The sequence below is a fragment of the Streptomyces sp. NPDC017202 genome (assembly GCF_044331705.1).
GTDB lineage: Bacteria > Actinomycetota > Actinomycetes > Streptomycetales > Streptomycetaceae > Streptomyces.
On sequence record NZ_JBIRNP010000035.1, the window covers coordinates 23,499 to 43,482 of the forward strand.

Sequence of the window (19,984 nt, forward strand, 5' to 3'; positions counted from 1 at the left end):
CATGGGTATCGGCGACTTCATCAGCGACATCACGCCCGACTCGGTCGAGGACGTGGTCGAGGACGGCGTCGAGTGGGTGGGCAACCGGGTCGAGGACGCGGGCAACTGGACCGCCGACCGGCTGGACGACGTCGGCTGGGAGTCCGGCGCGGACTGGGTGCGCGAGCAGTCCCGATCGGTGGCCAACCGGCTGGGCGCCGAGGTCGACGAGATGGACCTCGGGCAGACCGAGGACAAGACCAAGCTGGTCTACGGCAGCCCCGGCAAGATCACCGCCACCGCCACGAAACTCCGCGCCTTCCAGAAGGCCTTCGACGGCACCGGCGACGGCCTCAAGGGCATGGACCCGGCCCGGCTCAAGGGTGAGACGGCCGACGCGCTGCGCACCGCGGTGAGCACCCAGCCGCCCAAGTGGTACGACGCCGCCGACGCCGTCGAGAAGGCGGCCGGCGCGCTGGAGGCGTTCGCCGACACCGTCACCTGGGCGCAGGGGCAGGCGCAGACGGCGATCGACAAGTGGAAGGAGGGCGTCAAGGCCTCGAAGGACGCCGCCGACGCCCACCGCAAGAAGGTCGACGACTACAACAGCGCCGTCGACCGCCTCAACGCCCAGCCGGCGGACAAGCGCGACCCGGCCTCGCTGCCGCCCAAGCCCGCGTCGACGTTCGACGACCCCGGCAAGAAGCTGATGAAGGAGGCCCAGGACATCCTCGCCGAGGCCCGCACGCAGCGGAACTCGGCGGCGGAGACCGCCCGCGCGGCGGTGCGCGCCGCCCGCGACATGGCCCCGAAGAAGCCGTCGTACGCCGAGCAGTTGGGCGACGGGCTGCAGGAACTGCAGATCATGGGCGACCACGTCGGCGGCGGCATCATCAAGGGCACGGCCGGGCTGCTCAACTTCGTGCGCAGCGTGAACCCGACGGACCCGTACAACATCACGCACCCGGCCGAGTACGCCACGTCCCTGAACAGTCTGGCCGCGGGTCTGGTGGTCGCCGCCAACGACCCCGTCGGCACCGGCAAGCAGATGATCGGCGACTTCATGAAGGACCCGGCCGAGGGCTTCGGCCGGCTCATCCCGGACCTGGCGCTGACCGCGGCCACCGGTGGCGGCGGCGCCGCGGTGAAGGGCATCCGCATCGCCGAGGACGCCGCCGACGCCGCGCGGGTGCGCAGGCTGGTCGACGACGCCCCGGACGGCACCCACAACCGGCCCGACGGCGAGCGCACCACGGACGGCACCGACCCCGTCGACCTCGCCTCGGGCCGGATGTTCCTGCCGCAGACCGACCTGGAGATCCCCGGCATCCTGCCGCTGGTGTTCACCCGCCGCACCGAGTCCGGCTGCACGGCCGGCCGCTTCCTGGGACCCGCCTGGACGTCCACCGTCGACGAGCGCCTCCAGGTCGACGCCGTCGGCGTCCTGCACGTCACCGCCGACGGGCTCCTGATCCCGTACCCGCACCCGGTCCCCGGCGTCCCCACCACACCGGAGTCGGGCAGGACGCGCACCCTGCTGGCCCGCGAGCCCGACGGCGACTACACGCTCACCGACCCCGACAGCGGCCTGGTCTTCCGCTTCACCGCCCCGCCCGGCACCGAACCGGGCGACGACGGCACCGCCTGGCTGTCGACCGTCACCGAACGCAACGGCCACACGGTCGCCGTCGACCGCGGCGAGGACGGCCTGCCGCTGGCCCTGGTCCACTCGGCGGGCCACCGGGTGGACCTGACCACCGCCGACGGCCTGGTCACCGCCCTGTCCCTGGCGGGCGCGGGCGAGGACGGCACGGACCTGCCCCTGATGTCGTACGGCTACCAGGACGGCGACCTCACCACCGTCACCAAGCCGTCGGGCGCGACGACCACCTTCCTCTACGACGACCGCCACCGCGTCATCGCCTGGATCGACTCAGGCGGCAGCCGCTACGACTACCTCTACGACGACCACGACCGCGTCGTGGCCGAGGGCGGCGAGGCCGGCCACGTCCAGATCACCCTGGCCTACACCGAACCCGACCCCGAAACCGGCCACCGCACCACCACCCTCACCACGGCCGACGGCCACGCGACCCGCCACCTCGTCGACCGGCACTCCCGGGTGATCGCCACCACGGACCCCCTCGGCCACACGACCCGGTTCCGCCACGACGCCCGCGGCAACGTCCTGAGCCGCACGGACCCGCTGGGCCACACCACCGTCCTCGCCTACGACGACGCCGGCCGGGTCGTCTCCGCCACCCGCCCCGACGGAAGCGAACTGCGCACCGTGCGAGGCCCGTTCGGCCTGCCGGTGGAGGTCGTCGCGCCGGACGGCACCCGCATGGTCCACGCGTACGACGAACGCGGCAACCGCACCTCGGTCACCGACCAGGCCGGCTCCACCACCCGCTACACCTACGACGACGCCGGCCGGCTCACCTCCGTCACCGACGCCCTCGGGGCCACGACACGTGTGGTGTGCGACGCGGCCGGGCTGCCCGTGGAGGTGACCGCTCCCGGCGGCGCCGTCACCCGCACGGAGCGGGACGGCCTCGGCAGGCCGGTCCGGGTCACCGATCCGACGGGCGGCGTCACCCTCCTGGAGTGGCACGCGGACGGGCAGCTCGCCCGGCGCACCGGCCCCGACGGCGCCACGGAGTCGTGGACCTACGACGGCGAGGGCAACTGCCTCACCCACACCGACGCGTCCGGTGGCGTCTCCCGCTTCGAGTACACCCACTTCGACCTCCTCTCCACCCGCGTCCAGCCGGACGGCTCACGGTACGAGTTCAAGCACGACGCCAACCTGCGTCTCACTCGGGTCATCAACCCCCAGGGACTCTGCTGGACATACGCGTACGACGCGGCGAACCGCCTCGTGTCGGAAACCGACTTCGACGGCCGAACCCTCAGTTACCACCTCGACGCCGCAGGGCAACTGACGTCCCGGACCGACGCTCTCGGCGGCGTTCTCAAGCTGGAACACGACCAACTCGGCCGAATGATCAGGAAGGAAGCCGGAGGCAGGACCACTACCTACGCCTATGACGCGTCGGGACGTCTCTTGCAGGCATCCGGCCCGGACGGCGACCTGATCCGCCAGTACGACCGACGTGGCCTGCTCAAGACCGAACTCGTCGACGGCCGCGCCATCACCTACGTGCACGATGCACTCGGTCGCCGGACTCGACGCGTGACTCCGACCGGCCATGTCACGACGTATACCTACGACGACGCCGGCCGGCTCGATCTGATGACCGCGAGCGGCCGTCAGATCGGCTTCACCCATGACGCCGCAGACCGTGAAGTGTCGCGCTCCTACGGCGACACGATGACCCTGTCATCCGTCCGGGACGAAGTCGGCAAGCTCACCGCCCAGTACCTCACAGCCGGTGAACAGGCCCTGAGCAGCCGTACGTACACCTACCGTGCCGACGGTCACCTCACCTCTGTGACCGATCAGCTTTCCGGCACCCGGTCGTTCGAGCTCGACGATGCCGGCCGTGTCACCACCGTCAACGCCCACGGATGGACGGAGCGCTACGCCTACGACCTGGCCGGCAACCAGACCGAAGCCTCCTGGCCCTCCACGCATCCGAGTCACGGGACAACCGGCCCTCGCACGTACACCGGCACCACGATCACCCGTGCCGGCGACAGCCGCTTCGAACATGACCGCCTGGGGCGTGTGATCCTCAAGCAGCGGACCCGGCTGTCCCGCAAACCGCAGACCTGGCGCTACGCATGGGACGGCGAGAGCCGCCTCACCTCGGTCGTCACTCCGGACGGCACCCTCTGGAAGTACCGTTACGACCCGCTGGGCCGCCGCATCGCCAAGCAGCGCCTCTCGGACGACGGTGAGACCGTCCTGGAGGAAACCCGGTTCACCTGGGACGGCATGGTCCTGTGCGAACAGACGACTGCCTCCCACGACCTGCCGAACATCGTCGCACTCACCTGGGACCACCGCGGCTCGGCTCCTGCCGCCCAGACCGAACGCATCATCGCCGGCGAGGCGGGGCAGCGGGAGATCGACCGCCGCTTCTTCGCCATCGTCACGGACCTCGTCGGCACCCCGACCGAACTGGTCGCCGAGGACGGGAACGTCGCCTGGCGCGCCCGGTCCACCCTCTGGGGCAACACCGCCTGGAACCGAAGCAGCACCACCTACACGCCTCTCCGTTTTCCCGGCCAGTACTACGACCCGGAGACCGGCCTCCACTACAACCTCTTCCGGCACTACGACCCCGCCACAGCTCGTTATCTCACCCCGGATCCGCTCGGCCTCGCTCCCGCACCCAACCCGGCCGCATACGTCCATAATCCGCACACCTGGGCGGACCCTTTGGGCCTTTCTCCCTATCAGGACAAGGGAGGAAACGCGGAGATCGATTCCCGGAAGCTCGACTACCTGTTCAACAAGGACATCAAACCGGACTCGCACAACTCGCCGAGGGCGCTCCAGAACGAACTGCAACTCCACCGGATCGGCATACCGGACACTCCGGAGATGCGACGGTACGTCACCGATCATCTGTCACAGGCGTCCCAACAGCCGTTCGGGCGCACATTCACCAAGGAGTGGCCTGGCGGAAGCGGAGAATTCGGTGTGACCGAATCCGTCCTCCACGGCCCCCACGGAGCCCTTGGCGTGGAGAGCACATGGCAGATTCTGCCGGACGGCGGGCATAGACTTTCCACAGTCATCTTCCGCGGCAGCGGCCCCAATGTCAGCATTCACGGCAGCCTGGACCACTGGCCGCCGTACACCGGAAAATGAAGGTGAACGTGTACCGAGAGTTCCTCACCCCGGACGACGAAGAGGTTTACGAGGCCATCGGCGAATGGCCGGATTCGGACGAGAACGGCACGCGGGTTCTCACCCTGGAGGATACTTACGGCCAATCCATTGCTTTCTCCTACGATGCTCTGGCGAGGTCGGTGAGGATCCGCTGGGTGAACGATCAGGGAATCGAGATGTTGGATTCTTTCCGTGAAGGCGCTACACGCCTTTCTGTCACGTCGGAGCAATCGACCAAGCATATTTCGATTGATTTCCACACGGGCGAGTGCGCGGGGACGATGGTGATTCAGGTGGCTCCCCACTTCTCGGTACACGACCGCCTCCTGTTCCAGTAGACAGCACTAAGGGTTTCTGTGGTGAATGAGAAATCGTCGGCCCCAGCACCCGGGGACGCACAGATCGATGCGGCGACGGCGTCCGTGACCGCCGCTCACCCGCATCGCATCAAGGCCTGGTCACGCTTTGATGACGTCGCCTCGGCGAGTGCGGCAGCACGGCAACTGGCGTTGCTGGACGCATTCACCGACGGGACGTGCGACGCACCGGACTTCGCGCACGGCTGGTGGAAGGCCCGGCGTGCTTCCCAGGCGAACGGGGAAAGGATCCAGGGGGCCCTCGGTGATCTCCTCGACCAGGTGTTCATGATCCTCGAGGACTACTCGGTCGACCCCGACCTCGCAGAACCCGGCGATCTCGACGACGCCGGACTCCAGACAGCCGTAACCGCGGTCTGGGCGGCGTTTCGTCGCCGAGAAGCCGACCGGACCGGACGGTGAAAGCGTCTCGGCCCGAGTGCACGTCGGCGCTGATCGGACGAGCCGGCCATGACGGTGCGACTGACCTTCACCGATGGCCGGCCCGATTTCGGCTTCCGTGCCCATGACGACGGGCGTTCCGCATTGAAGTCCCGTGAATTCATCGAAATCGCCCGCATGCTCCTGGAAGGCGATCCGCACGTACGCGAGCGCGCAGCCGACGAAGTGACCGACCACCTGGGCGCTTACACACCCGCCCAGGCATCGGCCCTGGCGACACTGCTGGCGGCGACTGCCGTCTCCGAAGAGGCGAGTGCCGCCCTGGAAGCCGAGTTGCACGCCCTCGTCGAGCTCGCCTCCACCGGGCACGTCGGCCTCGACGCTCTTTCTCCACTGCGCGAGATCACCCTCACCGGCCTTCCTCCTCAGTTGCAGGACTCCGTCAGTGATCTACTGGAGGGGTGAGCGTGAGCGGAGCCTCGACCGGGCGGGGGACGGCGACGACCGTGCGACTGGCCTTTGACGGCGACTGGCGCGCAACGGTGACGGACAGCCCGCTGCACATCTCCCCCCGCTTCACCGGCAGCGCCTCCGTGGACGTTGCGCGCTACGTGGATGCGGCGGAGCGTGTGCGGTTCCTCGCGGACACCTTCGGCAGCCAGGAGTGGCTGTGGGACGCACCTGACGTGCTCCGGTTCGACAAGACGGGCCGCGAACTGGTCGGGGCGGAATTCCACTGGCCGGAGGAATCAGCCTCCGCCGAGGAGGTCGCCCGCCTTCCCCTCACGCCCGCGGTGCGCGCGGGCGGGCTCCGCGCCGATGAGGTCCGGGACTTCCGCCACGAGAGGTGCACGGTGCTGTGCCGCGCCCCCGGGGACACCGTGCTGACCTGTCTGCGTGACCTCGGCGTCCTCGACGAACCGCTGGACGCCCGCATCGGCATCGCCCCCGACGTCGCACTCCTCGTCCAGCGCGGCGCCGTCGTCGGCTGGAGCCTCACCGACCCCGCCCGCCATCTGACCACGACGTACGCCGACCCCGACCCCGACCCGCCCTCCCCCACCACCCACCGCCTGTTCACCGAATGCCTGGACCTGATCACCACGCCGGTGGTCGACGACCTGGTGGACGGCGAACCGGCGGCACTGGCCCGCCTCCAGGCCGCCGACAAGGCCCTGCGCGAGCAGCGCGAGGACCGGCACCGGGCCGACGCCCTGCTCGAACTGATCGCCACCTACGTCGAGGACTACGGGAAGTGGTGACGACCGACCGAGAAGCCGCCGTACGGCTGCTCGAGCGCTGCGGCCTCGAGGTGACGGGAGGGGCGGCGCAAGGTGGCCCACCCGCGATCGCCGCCCTCCACGCGGTCAACGGATTCGAGGTCGAGCCGGTCGCCGCGATCCCCGCCACCGCCCCGCACGCCGCCGACGAACTGGACCAGGCGTGGCATCACCACGCCGCACGAGCTTCACTGCACACGCAGAACGGCGAGTTCCTCGTCCTCCCGCCCATGCCGGGAGGGAGCGAGGTCGGCTGGATCCGTGTCAGGGACCCGGCCGGCGAGAACCTCCCTTCCCGCGTTTCCGCAGCGGCAGGCTCACCGGAGTTCGTCGCGGTTTCGGTCGACGGCCGCCACCTGTGTGCCGCTTCGGTCGAGGAATACGACTACTGGGTGGTGGTGTACGCGTTCGACGTCCGCCGGGAAAAGTAGGGTGTGCCCGAGCCGACCGCCGCGGCGAGGAGCCTTGGCCGGGCGATCGACGGAACTCACAGCAGTCCTGGCCACCGGTTGCCGAGCGGGGAGAGGCTGACATGTACCGAGAGTTCGTCACCCCCGACGACGAAGAGGTCCACGAGGCCATCGGCGAGTGGCCCTCCTCCGACGAGAGCGGTGCGCGGGTTCTCACCCTGCGGGATGATTCCGGTCAGTGTCTCGTGCTCTCCTACGACGGGCCGGCGAGGTCGGTGAGGATTCGCTGGGTGGACGATCGGGGAATCGAGGTGCTGGACGTCTTCCGCGAGAGCGCGACGCGTCTTTCCTTCACCTCAGGGCGATCGAGCCGACACGTTTCCATCGACTTCGACATGGGTGAGTGCACGGGGACGGTGGAGATCCGGGTGACGCCCCGCCTGTCCGTACACGACCGCCTCCTGTTCTCGTAGAAAGCACCATGAGTCCCCGTGGTCACCGAACCGGAACACCGAGAATCGCGGGAGTCGAGAACGATGCTGGACACGGACGGCGGCTCCGCCTCGTCCCGGCCGCGGGAGAAGTCACCATGAGGATCATCGTCGACGGCGACTGGACCGCGGAGGTGACAAGCGGTCCGCTGGACATCAGCCCGCGTCTCGACTTCCGGGACTTCCTTGTGCGCGTCGCGCCGTACGCGAACGTCGAGGAACGCGGGCGGTTCCTTCTGGACACCTTCGGCAGTCAGCCGTGGCTGTGGGACACACCCGACGAGCTCGGGTTCGACCGGGCGAGCCGGGAACTGGTCGGAGCCGAGTTCCAGATCGCCTATGAGGGCGCCGATGCCGAGGACTCGGCCCGTGTTCCGCTCACGCCCGCCGTCCGCCCCGGCGGCCTTCGCGCGGACGAGGCCCGGGACTTCCACCTCGAGGTGACCACGGAGCTCTGCCGCGCCCCCGGAGACACCGTGCTCACCTGCCTGCGCGACCTCGACGTCCTCGACGAACCACTGGACGCCCGCATCGGCATCGCCCCCGACGTCGCACTCCTCGTCCAGCACGACACCGTCGTCGGCTGGAGCCTCACCGACCCCGCCCGCCACCTCACCACCGGCTTCGCCGCCCCCGACCCCACCCCACCGACCCCCGCCACCCGGCTGCTGTTCACCGCATGCCTGGACCTCGTCACCGCTCCCCTGCTCTACGAGGTGAAGGACCGGAACGCGGCCGCCCTGACCCGGCTCCGAAAGGTCCACCGAGCCCTGCACGACCAACGCGAGGACCGGCACCGGACCGACGCCCTGCTCTCCCTCATCGGCGACCTCATGGAGGACTACGGGAGCCCGTGACCTCGTAGCTGTGCCCGGTCATGGAGTGTGGTTCTCGCGCAACGCCTGGAGCAGCCAGGAGGCGTCCGGGAGCAGGCCGGGTACGACCTGCCAGCCGTTGACGACCCACACCAGTCGCCAGTACCGCTCCACGAGCGGATCGCCGGCCGCCTCGAGTCGTTCGGTCAACCGGGCCGTCACCTCCGCGTCCGGGACGTGCGGGTACGCCTGCGCGAACAGCCGGACGGCGCTCTCGACGACCGGTCCGGCTTCAGGGCCTGCCGGGTCGATGCCCGCTTGCTTCGCCACGGTGATCCGCTCGCGCACGGGCTCCGGCAACCCGTCGTCGATACCGGATCCGGCCGGGTCTGCCTGGCGCTCGGCCGCCCTGCGCATGCGGTCGCGGAAGTCCTCGTCACCGATGAGTTCGTGGAGCTCCGCCCACGCGCGGACCTGCGCGGGCGAGGGGTCGTCGGGGAGGTGGGGAGCGGCCACGCGCACCATGGCCGCCAGACCGTGCCGGGCGTGCTCCGCACCGAAAGTGGTGACGATGAACTCGTCGATCAGACGTCGGCGTTCGGCTGTGGTCAGCCGGGTGAGCTTGTGCATGAGAGCGGCCTCCTCGGGACCGGAACCGTGGTCGGCCACGGCTCGCAGGACGCTGCGACGCAGGCGCAACGTCTGGATCTGGAGGTCCACGGCATCGGCGTGGACCGCCGCGACTTCCGCCACCGAGACCTTGCGGTCCAGCACCCGCCGGATGGCCGCGAGGCCCAAGCCCAGCTCCCGCAGCGTGCGTACGAGGTCCAGACGGAGCAGTGCGTCGAGGTCGTAGAGCCGGTAGCCGGCGGGGCTGCGGCCGGCGAGCGGCACCACCCCCGAGTCGGAGTAGAAGCGGATCGTCTTCACCGACAGACCTGTCCGCCGGGCCACCTCCCCGATCGGGAAGAGCGTCGCGTCGTTCATGCGCCTCATCCTGGTGTCTCCCGTGGCGGGAGACTCAAGGGCGTCCGCCGCGGACGGCCGAGGACGTGTCCGCACACGGCTCAGTCGGGGCCGTCGGTTCCGTCCGGTACGGCCGCCCGTACGAACGCGGCGATGTCCGGGACACTCGGGACGCAACCGGCGGAGGTGTCCACCGTCAGGGTGGGGACGTCGAGGGAGATCGGCACGAAGGACTCCAGCGGGTGCTCGCCCGCCGCGATCCTGTCGAGCAGGTCGCGGTCGCCGTGGGCGGCCCGGTGGGCGTCCTCCTCGACGCGCCGGACGATGCGCTCGTGCGCGATCGCGGCGGGCGTGACGCAGCGGACGACGCGGATCCGGGCGAGGTCCATGAGGGGTTCCAGGTGCGGCCGCCACAGCCGGTCCTGGTAGGCGGCCTCGGCCACGGTCGTCACCCCGGCCCGGAGCATCACCTCCAGCACGCCGAAGAACGCCTCCAACGCGGGGCGGTTGAGCGGGTCGTCACCGCCGCCCCGGTAGCCGGGGGTGGACATGACCAGCCCCTGCTTGATCTCGTCCCGGACGATCGCGGGACAGCCCAGCTCCCGTGCGAGGGCGTGGGCCAGCGTGGTCTTCCCCGTGCCGGGGCCCCCGCTCACCACGGCCAGCGTGGGTGAGGTCATGACGCGTTCACCCGCTCAGCCGCCCGTCCTTGACGGCCGAGACGAAGGAGGCCCAGCCGGCGGCCGGGAACACCAGCACCGGGCCGTGCGGGACCTTGCTGTCCCGTATCGGGACGGCGGCGGTGGCGAAGTCGGGGGAGACCTCGAGGCATGCTCCGCCGTCCGAGTTGCTGTAGGAACTCTTGCGCCACGTCACGTTGCCAAGGTCGATGGATCGCACGGTACTTCCTCCAACAGGCGCCGGATGAAATTCAGCGACTCGGCCCGGGTCAGTGCCAGGTCACGGACTGCATCGTAAGCGGCTTGCAGCTTCTCGACCGCCGCATCGTCCTCGATCAGGTCACCCCGGTGCGCGTTCTCCGTGTAGGCCACCGTGCGTTGCTGCGGCAGGCGCAGGAACCACACGTCGGTGCTGTCGAGTCCGTAGGGGCCGGCACTGAAGGGCAGCACCTGAACGGCGATGTTGCGGCGCTCCGCCACCTCGGCAAGGTGCTCCAACTGCCCCTGCCACTCGGAGGTGTCCAGCAACGCCGTCCGCAGGACCGCCTCGGAGAGGATCGTCCGGAACCGGGGCGCGTCCTCCCCCTCCAGCACCTCCCGCCGCCCCATCCTCGCCTCGACCTGCTGCTCCAGTTCCTTGCCCTTGAGACCGCCCGCCGCCAGCACCTCCCGCGCGTACCCCGGCGTCTGGAGCAGGCCCGGCAGCACGCTCACCGCGAAGTGCCACAGGCTCACCGCCTTCGCCTCCAGCGCCATGTAGCGCCGGTACCGCTCGCGGAACTGCGTGTGGTCCCCGGCCGCCAACTCCCAGAGTGCGAGCAGCAGTCCCGGCGTGCCGTAGTGCGTGTCGAGGGCCTGGACGACCTCCGGGCTGCCGAGCGTCTCGCCCTTCTCCATCTTGCCGAACAACGACCAGTCCCAGCCGAGCCGTTCACCGAGCGCGCGCAGACTCGTCCCGCTCCCCGCCCGTAGCGTCCGCAGTTCCTCGGCGAACCGCTGACGGGGTTCCTGGCTGCGGCCGGTGACGACGCGTCGCTGCGACATACCGCTCCCTCCGGGACGTTCGTGCGACCGATGTGGAACCTGTGGAACCAGCTCCGTGTGGCGGAGAAGAGCCACCCCGTCCACACCTCGGCCGCCCCCACCCGGCCGCATTCTCGTAACGGCCGGACCACGCAGAGTAATCCAGTCGGCACGGTCGGGTCGCCGAATCAGCGGAACCACCCCCGTACGGACACCCACACCCACACCCACGAGGACACCCATGGACCAGACCCGCCCGTCTCCCCACCACTCCCCCGCCCCCAGGACCTCCGAGGCCCTCGAAGCCCGGGACGCGCTCGCCGACGCCCTCTCGCAGGCCGGCATCCAGCTCCCCGCGATGGACATCCGTACGCCGTGGGTGGACGACCGCAGGGCCGAGGCACAGTACGCGCTCGTCCACCTCGGGGTGTGCTCGGCCCCCGTCGCCCTGATGCTCGCGGACGTGATCATGAGGGGCGTCGGCAGGTGACGGAGGTTCCCGAGGGGCTCCCGGCCGTCGGCGAGGCCGTCCGTGACACCGTCCGCGACCGCGTCGGGCGCGTGACGGGGCACGAGGGCCCGTACGTCCAGGTCCGCCCGCTCGGCGGTGGTCGCGAGTGGGACGCTGATCCCGGGCGGCTGCGGGCACTCACCCAGGACGAACTGCTGAGCGCCCTCGTCGCCGAGGCGAACGCCCGGAGCGGACAAGCCTGGTGACGGCACGGCCCGGTGCCGGAGGGGAGATCCAGCCGGTGCCGGGCCCGGCTGTGGTCGCCGTGGTGCCGAGCCGGCCGGGGGACGCGCGGAACCCCGGGGCTCCGCGCGTCAGGTCGCCGTCCCGTCCCGCTGGATGCTGTCGCCGCGGTTGTTCACGGAGATGGAAGTGCCGATGCGCCGGAAGTCGTTCATCACGCCCAGCATGCCCTTGTCCGACGGCAGCAGGGCCTGAAGAGCGGGGTCCGCCGCGAGCAGGTCGTGGAGCGTCTTCTTGTAGGCGTTGTAGACCTTCGCCGTGTAACCGGGCTCCATGGCCGCGCCCAGCCGGTGGTCGTTGGTGACGGCGATGGAGGCGAGGTCCATCAGATAGCAGTCGAAGAGGTCGGTGACGTCCTTGGGCTTCGCGTTCTCCTCGCCGTCCCGGGCGTGCCGCGCGAGCGTCCCGGCCATCTCCAGGACGATCTCGCGGTAGATCCGGTGCCTGGTGCTGCTCTGGTAGGCGGCCATGATGTGGTCGGCCTGGCCGGCGCCCGCCGTGCTCATGGTGCGGGGCGGGTTCACGCCTTCCAGTCCCGGCACCGGCAGGGGGAAGTCCTCGAACATCGCCTCCTCGTCCGGAAGGCCCGTGTTCCGGGAGGCCAGCGGGTGCAGGCCGATCTCGTGGGCGAGCATGCCCATCACGTAACCGATGTCGTACTTCTCGAAGTAGTAGCTGGCCAGGTTGATGTCGACGCCGTCCTCGCCGCGGTCGATCACGTCGGCGGGCGTCTCCGTGGTGCGCACGTGCAGGGTGATGCGGCACGGCCGGTCGCCTATGTACTCGCGGATGGTGTCGTGCTGACGCAGCAGCTCGATGATGCGGACCGCCCTGTCGCGGTACACCTCCTGCGTGTGCTTCAGGTTGGTGAACTCGAAGTTCCCCGACTTGAACGGTACGAGCATCCGGGGCGACACCTCGCCGGCCACGGCACCCCCGGCATCCGGGTCGACGCCCGTGGCGGGGGCGGAGGCGGGAACAGGGCCTGGGTCGCGCTGCCCCTCGGCCGGGGCGGGCAGGGACACCGGGTCCACCCACACGGCCTCACGCGTGTCCGCAACGGCCGCACTGCGGGCCTCCTCGAAGCTCCGGTCCGCCTCAGCGTCCTGCTCGGGCGCCGGGGTCACGTCCCCGACGAGTGCGCCGAGCAGGGCGAGGTGGCGGTCCCGGAGGCCGGCGGCGGCGAGGGAGGAGTCCTCCGGGTCCGCGTCCAGGTCACCGAGCAGGCTGCCGAGGATGTGGGGGCGGTGCGGGGCGTCGGCATCGCGGTACTCGTCGCGCAGGCCGAGCTGGTGGGTCAGCTCGTGCACCAGCTGCACCGGGGCGGCATCGGTCCACCAGGTGTTCTGGTCCATCGCCCGGTCCCGGCCCGCCAGATCAACCGTCAGGTGCGGGGAGTCCGCGGGGTTGACGTGCTCCACCGTCACGTGCAGACGGTCACCGTTCGGCAGGCGGTACCCGCGGTCGTTCAGGAACTCCTCGACACCCGCGCTCAACTGCCCGAAGACGTGCGCGCTCTGACCGTCCGCGCCCCGCATCGCCACGCGCACGGTCAGGTCGGTGACCGGGTCACCGTTGTGCGTGAACCGACGGACGTCGAAGCCCGACCGCACCACAAACCGGGGACGACTGTCCCGCGCGCCGCGGGGCGCGGATGTGGCGGGCGGGAGAACACGCTCGCTCTGGTCGCCGGTGGTCTCCTGCGGGAGCCGGGGACGGGCCTCGCCGGCCGGGGCGGGCCGCTGGATGCTGCGGCCACGGTTGGAGAACACCAGGCGATTGGCGAGGGTGGCGAAGTCCCGCTTGACACCGTCGGTGTCCTTCACGGCTCGCAGCACGTGGGCATGGGCGGGGCGGTCGACCATGTACTCGGCGAACGATTGCTTGTAGCCGTTGTAGGCCACAGCGGTGTTGCCGGGTTGCCTGATGGCTCTCGCCCGGTGGTCGTTCGTGACCGCGATGGACGCCAGGTCCATGAGATAGCAGTCGATCAGGTCCGTGACGTCCTGGTCCGTGGTTTCGTCCCCCGCGTCAGCCGCGGCCACGGCCAACCGGTCGGCCATCGTCGCGACGACTTCCCGGTAGATGTCGTACCGGTGGGTGCCGGGGGAGGCGGCAAAGACGTGATCTCTCTGCCCCGCCGTCTCGGGTGTCATGTAGATCGGAGCCGCGGTCGTTTCCGTCCCCGGTACCAGGAACCGCGATGTCCGCATGTTCCGCTCCTGGTCCTCGATCCCTCCGTCCTCTTCAGCGAGCGGATGAAGACCGATCTCATGGGCCAGCATCCCCATGATGTGACCGATTCCGTACCCCTCGAAGTAATAGCTGGCCAGGTTGATGTCGACGCCGTCCGCACCGCGGTCGATCACGTCGGCCGGCGCGTCCTTCACGCGCCACTTCAGGGTGATACGGCACGGACGGTCGTTCACGTACGCCCGGATCATCGGGTGGGCCTGAAGCAGTTCGATGATGCGGATCGCCTTGTTCTCGAACGTTCTGTCCTGGTGGTTCAGGTTGGTGAACACGAAGTTGCCCGACCCGAACGGCAGCAGGGTCCCCTCCTGTCGCATCCGGGCGGGAACATCGACACCGGTGGTGTCGTCGTCGACGGTCCGGGGCAGGGAGACCGGGTCCACCCACACCGCCTCACGCGTGTCGGGGACGGCCTCGCTCCGGGCTTCCTCGAAGCTCCGGCCGGCCTGAGCGTCCTGCTCGGGCGCTGGGGTCACGTCCCCGACGAGTGCGCCGAGCAGGGCCAGGTGCCGGTCGCGCAGACCGGCGGCGGCGAGGGAGGAGTCCTCCGGGTCCGCGTCCAGGTCACCCAGCAGGCTGCCGAGGATGTGGGGGCGGTGCGGGGAATCGGCGTCCCGGTACTCGTCGCGCAGGCCGAGCTGATGGGTCAGCTCGTGCACCAGCTGCACCGGGGCGGCATCGGTCCACCACGTGTTCTGGTCCATCGCCCGGTCCCGGCCCGCCAGATCAACCGTCAGATGCGGTGAATCGGACGGGTCGACGTGCTCCACCGTCACGTGCAGACGGTCACCGTTCGGCAGACGGTAGGCCGGATCGTTGAGGAACTCCTCGACTCCCAGCACCAGTTGTTCGCGTACGTACGCCTGCTGTTCCTCCGTGCCGCGCAGCGCGACGCGCACCGTGAGGTCGGTGACGGGATCACCGGCGTGCGTGAACCGGCGGGCGTCGAAGCCGGAGCGCACCACGAACCGGGGGCGGGTGTCCCGCGCGCCGTTCGGCAGCGGCAGGGCCTGCTGGTTCACGTTCCCTTCGGCCTGCTGGTCACCGGTGTTCTCCTGCGGGAGCCGGGGGTGGGCCTCGCCGGTCGAGGCGGGCCGCTGAATGCTGTCGCCGCGGTTGTTCGTCCCCACACTCGCGGCGAGCTGCGCGAAGTCACCCAGCACACCCCACCGGCCCTTGTCGGCCGGCAGCAGGGCACGCAGGCGGCTGTCCTGCGGCAGATGCGCGTCCAGTTGTGCCTTGTAGGCGTTGTACGACCTCGCCGTGTAACCCGGATCCGTGACCGCCCGCGCCCGGTGGTCGTTCGTGACCGCGATCGACGCGAGGTCCATGAGGTAGGTGTCGAACAGGTCCGTGACGTCCTTGGCCTTGGCACCCTCCACACCGACCCGCGCGCGCTGCTCCAGCACGCCCGCCATCTCCACGACCACGTCCCGGTACAAGGCATGGCGGATCGACTGCGGGAACGCCGCCATGATGTGGTCCGCCTGACCCGAACCGATCGTGTTCATGAAACGCGGCTCGCTCAACGACTCCAGCCCCGGAACCATCAACGGCATCCCCGCGAACAGATCCTCCTCCTCCGCGATACGACCGTTCCGCGAAGCCAGAGGATGCAGACCGATCTCGTGGGCGAGCATGCCCATGACGTAACCGGTGTCGTACTTCTCGAAGTAATAACTCGCGAGATTGATGTCGACGCCGTCCTCGCCACGGTCGATCACATCAGCAGGAGCCTCCGTCGTCCGCAGACGCAGCGTGATACGCACCGGACGACCACCGACGTAATCCCTGATCGTCGCGTGCTCGTCCAGCAGCTCGACGATCCGCATCGCCTTCTCGACGTACCGGTCCGTCTGGTTGAGATTCGTGAACTCGTAGTTCCCCATCCGGAACGACCGCAGCACCGGCTCCGCCGACGTATCCACCAACGCGCCGTGGGAAGCGGGGTCCGAGGCGGCCTGCGGGAGGCGGGGGCGGGCTTCGCCGGTCGGGGCGGGCCGCTGGATGCTGTCGCCGGCGTTGTTGGCCGCGATGCTGGTGGCGAGTCGCGTGAAGTTCCCCGCGACGCCGCGCCATCCCTTGTCGGGGGGCAGGAGGGCCTGAAGCGCGGGAGTGTCCGCCAGCTGGTCGCGGAGCAGCTGCTTGTAGGCGTTGTAGACCCTGGCCGTGTTGACGGGCTCCAGGACGGCCCGACCGCGGTGGTCATTGGTCACCGCGATCGTCGCCACGTCCATCAAATACGTGTCGAACAGGTCTGTGACGTCCTTCGGGGCCGCGCCCTCCTGGCGGTTGGCAGCCTGCTGCGCCAGGACCCGCGCCATCTCCACCACCACGTCGCGGTAGATCCGGTGCCGCACACGATCCGGCGAGGCCGCCATGATGTGGTCCGCCTGGCCCGCCCCGTTCGTGTTCATCACACGGTTCTCCGGCAGCCCCGGCACCGGCTGCGGCCTCCCCGCACTGTCGGCCTCGTCCCTGCCCAGACCGTCCTGCGCCGACGCCAGCGGATGCAGACCGATCTCGTGCGCCAGCATGCCCATCACGTAACCGACGTCGTACTTCTCAAAGTAGTAGCTCGCCAGGTTGATCTCGACCCCGCGCATCTCTGCCGCAGGCCGGTCCGCCAGAGCATCCACCAGCTCTGCCTGAGCCGCCTGAGCCGCCTGAGCATCGCCCGAGTCGGCCGCGGCCTCCAGAGCACGCATCGCGGCATCCTGACGCGCCACGTCCAGATCGATCACATCCGCCGGCGTCTCCGTCGTCCGCACATGCAACGTGATCCGCACCGGACGACCACGGACGTAGTCCCTGATCACCGCATGACTGTCCAACGCCTGAATGACACGAACCGCCTTGCTCAGGTACGCCTCATTGTCAAAGTTCAGGTTGGTGAACGTGAAATTGCCCGACCCGAACGGGAGCAGACCCTGCCCCTGCACCATCCGAGCGGGGACTCCTGTGTCGGCCGTACCGTCGGAGTCGTCGGCCGACCCGGGCAGGGACACCGGGTCCACCCAGAGCGATTCCCGGGTGATCGGTGTCGCGGCGGACCGCACGCTCTCCCAGCCTTGGTCGCCGTCCTGCGCGCTTCCCTGCGCATCGAGATCGCCGACCAGTGCGCCGAGCAGGGCGAGGTGGCGGTCGCGCAGACCGGCGGCAGCGAGGGAGGAGTCCTCGGGGTCGGCGTCCAGGTCGCCCAGCAGGCTGCCGGGGACGTGCGGGCGGTGCGGGGCGTCGGCGTCGCGGTACTCGTCGCGCAGACCGAGCTGGTGGGTCAGCTCGTGCACCAGCTGCACCGGGGCGGCATCGGTCCACCACGTGGTCTGGTCCATCGCCCGGTCCCGGCCCGCCAAGTCCACCGTCAGGTGCGGTGAATCGGACGGGTCGACGTATTCCACCGTCACGTGCAGGCGATCCCCGCTGGGCAGACGGTAACCGGGATCGTTCAGGAACTGGACCACGCCCGCGTCGAGCCGCTCGCGCACCCGCGCGCCCTGCTCCGCCGTGCCGCGCAGCGCGACCCGCACCGTGAGATCGGTGACGGGATCACCGGCATACGTGAAGCGGCGGGCGTCGAAGCCGGAGCGCACCACGAACCGCGGGCGGGTGTCCCGCGCGCCGTTCGGCAGCGGCAGGGCCTGCTGGTTCACGTTCCCTTCGGCTTGCTGGTCACCGGTGGTCTCCTGCGGGAGCCGGGGGCGGGCCTCGCCGGTCGGGGCGGGTCGCTGGATACTGTCGCCGCGGTTGTTGGTCCCCACACTGGTGGCGAGCTGGGCGAAGTCACCCAGTACGCCCCACCGGCCCTTGTCGGCCGGCAGCAGGGCACGAAGACGACTGTCCGCAGGCAGATGCGCCGCCAACTGCTCCTTGTACGCGTTGTAGGACCTCGCCGTGTAGCCCGGGTCCGTGATCGCTCGGGCTCGGTGGTCGTTCGTGACCGCGATCGATGCCAGGTCCATGAGGTAGGTGTCGAACAGGTCCGTGACGTCCTTGGCCTTGGCACCCTCCACACCGACCCGCGCGCGCTGCTCCAGCACGCCTGCCATCTCCACGACCACGTCCCGATACAGGGCATGGCGGATCGACTGCGGGAACGCCGCCATGATGTGGTCGGCCTGCCCCGAACCGATCGTGTTCATGAAACGCGGCTCGCTCAACGACTCCAGCCCCGGAACCATCAACGGCATCCCCGCGAACAGATCCTCTTCCTCCGCGATACGACCGTTCCGCGAAGCCAGAGGATGCAGACCGATCTCGTGGGCGAGCATGCCCATGACGTAACCGGTGTCGTACTTCTCGAAGTAGTAGCTGGCCAGGTTGATGTCGACGCCGTCCTCGCCACGGTCGATCACATCAGCAGGAGCCTCCGTCGTCCGCAGACGCAGCGTGATACGCACCGGACGACCACCGACGTAATCCCTGATCGTGCCGTGCTCGTCCAGCAGCTCGACGATCCGCATCGCCTTGTCGACGTACCGGTCCGTCTGGTTGAGGTTCGTGAACTCGTAGTTCCCCATCCGGAACGACCGCAGCACCGGCTCCGCCGGCGTATCCGTGGCCTGCGGCATGTGCGCCGGGACCTCGGCGCCTGCCGTGTCGTCCGCCGGCCGGGGCAGGGACATCGGGTCCACCCACACCGCTTCACGCGTGTCCGGGACGGCTGCGCTGCGGGCCTCCGCGAAGTTGAGACCGACCTCTTCCGGCGCCGGGGTCACGTCCCCGATGAGCGCACCCAGTAGGGCGAGGTGGCGGTCACGCAGACCGGCCGCGGCGAGGGAGGAGTCCTCCGGGTCCGCGTCCAGGTCGCCGAGCAGGCTGCCGAGGATGTGGGGGCGGTGCGGGGCGTCGGCGTCGCGGTACTCGTCGCGCAGGCCGAGCTGGTGGGTCAGCTCGTGCACCAGCTGCACCGGGGCGGCGTCCGCCCACCACGTGTTCTGATCCATCGCCCGGTCCCGGCCCGCCAAGTCCACCGTCAGGTGCGGCGAATCGGCCGGGTCGACGTGCTCCACCGTCACGTGCAGACGGTCACCGTTCGGCAGACGGTAGGCCGGATCGTTAAGCAACTCCTCGACGCCCAGGTCCAGTTGTTCGCGTACGTACGCCTGCTGTTCATCCGTGCCGCGTAGCGCGACCCGCACCGTGAGGTCGGTGACGGGATCACCGGCGTGCGTGAAGCGGCGGGCGTCGAAGCCGGAGCGCACCACGAACCGCGGGCGGGTGTCCCGGGCGCCCTGCGGCAGCGGCCGGGCGGAGAGCGGAACCTCCTTCTGGGCGTCCTCGGACTGCTGAGCAGTGCTCTGCGGGAGGCGGGGGCGGGCTTCGCCGGTCGGGGCGGGCCGCTGGATGCTGTCGCCGGCGTTGTTGGCCGCGATGCTGGTGGCGAGTCGCGTGAAGTTCCCCGCGACGCCGCGCCATCCCTTGTCGGGGGGCAGGAGTGCCTGAAGCGCGGGGGTGTCCGCCAGCTGGTCGCGCAGCAGTTGCTTGTAGGCGTTGTAGACCTTGGCGGTGTTGACGGGCTCCAGGAGGGCCCGACCGCGGTGGTCGTTGGTGACCGCGATCGTGGCCACGTCCATGAGGTAGGTGTCGAACAGGTGGGTGACGTCCTTCGGGACCGCGCCCTCGTCGCCGTTGGCGGCCTGCTGCGCCAGGACCCGGGCCATCTCCACGACGACGTCGCGGTAGATCCGGTGCCGCATACGCTCCGGCGAGGCCGCCATGACGTGGTCCGCCTGGCCCGCCCCGTTCGTGTTCATCACACGGCTCGCCGG

General features: G+C 69.7%; 15 protein-coding genes. 10 read left to right on the top strand and 5 right to left on the bottom strand.

The features are described 5' to 3' along the window. The first annotated feature begins 1 nt into the window (after position 1). From ACH4N1_RS33985 to ACH4N1_RS34020, 8 genes are all read left to right on the top strand, one after another. Entirely contained in the window at positions 2-4,762 is a 4,761-nt protein-coding gene (locus ACH4N1_RS33985) for a putative T7SS-secreted protein (protein ID WP_398104221.1), read from the top strand. A gap of 8 nt (positions 4,763-4,770) precedes the next feature. Next, the gene (locus ACH4N1_RS33990; RefSeq protein ID WP_398104223.1) at positions 4,771-5,121 is read left to right on the top strand and encodes a hypothetical protein; all 351 of its coding nucleotides are present in this window, start codon (positions 4,771-4,773) and stop codon (positions 5,119-5,121) included. Positions 5,122-5,142: 21 nt separating this feature from the next. Continuing rightward, the gene (locus ACH4N1_RS33995) at positions 5,143-5,562 is read left to right on the top strand and encodes a hypothetical protein (protein WP_398104225.1); all 420 of its coding nucleotides are present in this window, start codon (positions 5,143-5,145) and stop codon (positions 5,560-5,562) included. A 48-nt stretch (positions 5,563-5,610) separates the two neighbouring features. Next, a complete protein-coding gene (locus ACH4N1_RS34000) occupies positions 5,611-6,006 on the top strand; it encodes a hypothetical protein (RefSeq protein WP_398104227.1) in 396 nt (131 codons plus the stop codon). Between the two features lie 2 nt (positions 6,007-6,008). Next, on the top strand, positions 6,009-6,803 hold the full coding sequence (locus tag ACH4N1_RS34005; RefSeq protein ID WP_398104229.1) for a hypothetical protein: 795 nt from the start codon (positions 6,009-6,011) through the stop codon (positions 6,801-6,803). Continuing rightward, positions 6,800-7,252 carry a hypothetical protein gene (locus ACH4N1_RS34010; protein ID WP_398104231.1) on the top strand — a complete coding sequence of 151 codons (453 nt, stop codon included), beginning with the start codon at positions 6,800-6,802 and terminating at the stop codon, positions 7,250-7,252. Before ACH4N1_RS34005 ends, ACH4N1_RS34010 begins: the two co-directional genes overlap by 4 nt. A 101-nt stretch (positions 7,253-7,353) precedes the next feature. Further along, the gene (locus ACH4N1_RS34015; RefSeq protein ID WP_398104233.1) at positions 7,354-7,704 is read left to right on the top strand and encodes a hypothetical protein; all 351 of its coding nucleotides are present in this window, start codon (positions 7,354-7,356) and stop codon (positions 7,702-7,704) included. 116 nt (positions 7,705-7,820) lie between these two features. Continuing rightward, positions 7,821-8,579 (top strand): hypothetical protein, encoded by a 759-nt coding sequence (locus ACH4N1_RS34020; protein WP_398104235.1) that lies wholly within the window; start codon positions 7,821-7,823, stop codon positions 8,577-8,579. Positions 8,580-8,597: 18 nt separating this feature from the next. On the opposite strand, the gene ACH4N1_RS34025 is transcribed toward ACH4N1_RS34020, so the two are convergent. The 4 genes from ACH4N1_RS34025 to ACH4N1_RS34040 form a co-directional block, all read right to left on the bottom strand. Next, a complete protein-coding gene (locus ACH4N1_RS34025) occupies positions 8,598-9,524 on the bottom strand; it encodes a MerR family transcriptional regulator (protein ID WP_398104237.1) in 927 nt (308 codons plus the stop codon). An 80-nt stretch (positions 9,525-9,604) separates the two neighbouring features. Then, positions 9,605-10,183 carry an AAA family ATPase gene (locus ACH4N1_RS34030; protein ID WP_398104239.1) on the bottom strand — a complete coding sequence of 193 codons (579 nt, stop codon included), beginning with the start codon at positions 10,181-10,183 and terminating at the stop codon, positions 9,605-9,607. Between the two features lie 7 nt (positions 10,184-10,190). Beyond that, positions 10,191-10,403 (bottom strand): DUF397 domain-containing protein, encoded by a 213-nt coding sequence (locus ACH4N1_RS34035; RefSeq protein WP_398104241.1) that lies wholly within the window; start codon positions 10,401-10,403, stop codon positions 10,191-10,193. Next, a complete protein-coding gene (locus tag ACH4N1_RS34040) occupies positions 10,376-11,227 on the bottom strand; it encodes a helix-turn-helix domain-containing protein (RefSeq protein WP_398104243.1) in 852 nt (283 codons plus the stop codon). Before ACH4N1_RS34040 ends, ACH4N1_RS34035 begins: the two co-directional genes overlap by 28 nt. A 220-nt stretch (positions 11,228-11,447) precedes the next feature. Here ACH4N1_RS34040 and ACH4N1_RS34045 point away from each other — a divergent pair, with 220 nt between their 5' ends. Together ACH4N1_RS34045 and ACH4N1_RS34050 are read left to right on the top strand one after the other, a co-directional pair. After that, the gene (locus ACH4N1_RS34045; RefSeq protein ID WP_398104245.1) at positions 11,448-11,696 is read left to right on the top strand and encodes a hypothetical protein; all 249 of its coding nucleotides are present in this window, start codon (positions 11,448-11,450) and stop codon (positions 11,694-11,696) included. Further along, complete coding sequence (locus ACH4N1_RS34050; protein ID WP_398104247.1) at positions 11,693-11,923, top strand: hypothetical protein; 231 nt, start codon at positions 11,693-11,695, stop codon at positions 11,921-11,923. Before ACH4N1_RS34045 ends, ACH4N1_RS34050 begins: the two co-directional genes overlap by 4 nt. A gap of 108 nt (positions 11,924-12,031) precedes the next feature. On the opposite strand, the gene ACH4N1_RS34055 is transcribed toward ACH4N1_RS34050, so the two are convergent. Next, complete coding sequence (locus tag ACH4N1_RS34055) at positions 12,032-19,969, bottom strand: hypothetical protein (RefSeq protein ID WP_398104249.1); 7,938 nt, start codon at positions 19,967-19,969, stop codon at positions 12,032-12,034. Positions 19,970-19,984: the final 15 nt, after the last annotated feature.

Bases quoted from the DNA above. Each gene is read 5' to 3' on its own strand.
- ACH4N1_RS33985 (WP_398104221.1), top strand. From the start codon at position 2: ATGGGTATCGGCGACTTCATCAGCGACATCACGCCCGACTCGGTCGAG.
- ACH4N1_RS34000 (WP_398104227.1), top strand. From the start codon at position 5,611: ATGACGGTGCGACTGACCTTCACCGATGGCCGGCCCGATTTCGGCTTC.
- ACH4N1_RS34015 (WP_398104233.1), top strand. From the start codon at position 7,354: ATGTACCGAGAGTTCGTCACCCCCGACGACGAAGAGGTCCACGAGGCC.
- ACH4N1_RS34020 (WP_398104235.1), top strand. From the start codon at position 7,821: ATGAGGATCATCGTCGACGGCGACTGGACCGCGGAGGTGACAAGCGGT.
- ACH4N1_RS34025 (WP_398104237.1), bottom strand. From the start codon at position 9,524: ATGAACGACGCGACGCTCTTCCCGATCGGGGAGGTGGCCCGGCGGACA.
- ACH4N1_RS34030 (WP_398104239.1), bottom strand. From the start codon at position 10,183: ATGACCTCACCCACGCTGGCCGTGGTGAGCGGGGGCCCCGGCACGGGG.
- ACH4N1_RS34040 (WP_398104243.1), bottom strand. From the start codon at position 11,227: ATGTCGCAGCGACGCGTCGTCACCGGCCGCAGCCAGGAACCCCGTCAG.
- ACH4N1_RS34045 (WP_398104245.1), top strand. From the start codon at position 11,448: ATGGACCAGACCCGCCCGTCTCCCCACCACTCCCCCGCCCCCAGGACC.
- ACH4N1_RS34055 (WP_398104249.1), bottom strand. From the start codon at position 19,969: ATGAACACGAACGGGGCGGGCCAGGCGGACCACGTCATGGCGGCCTCG.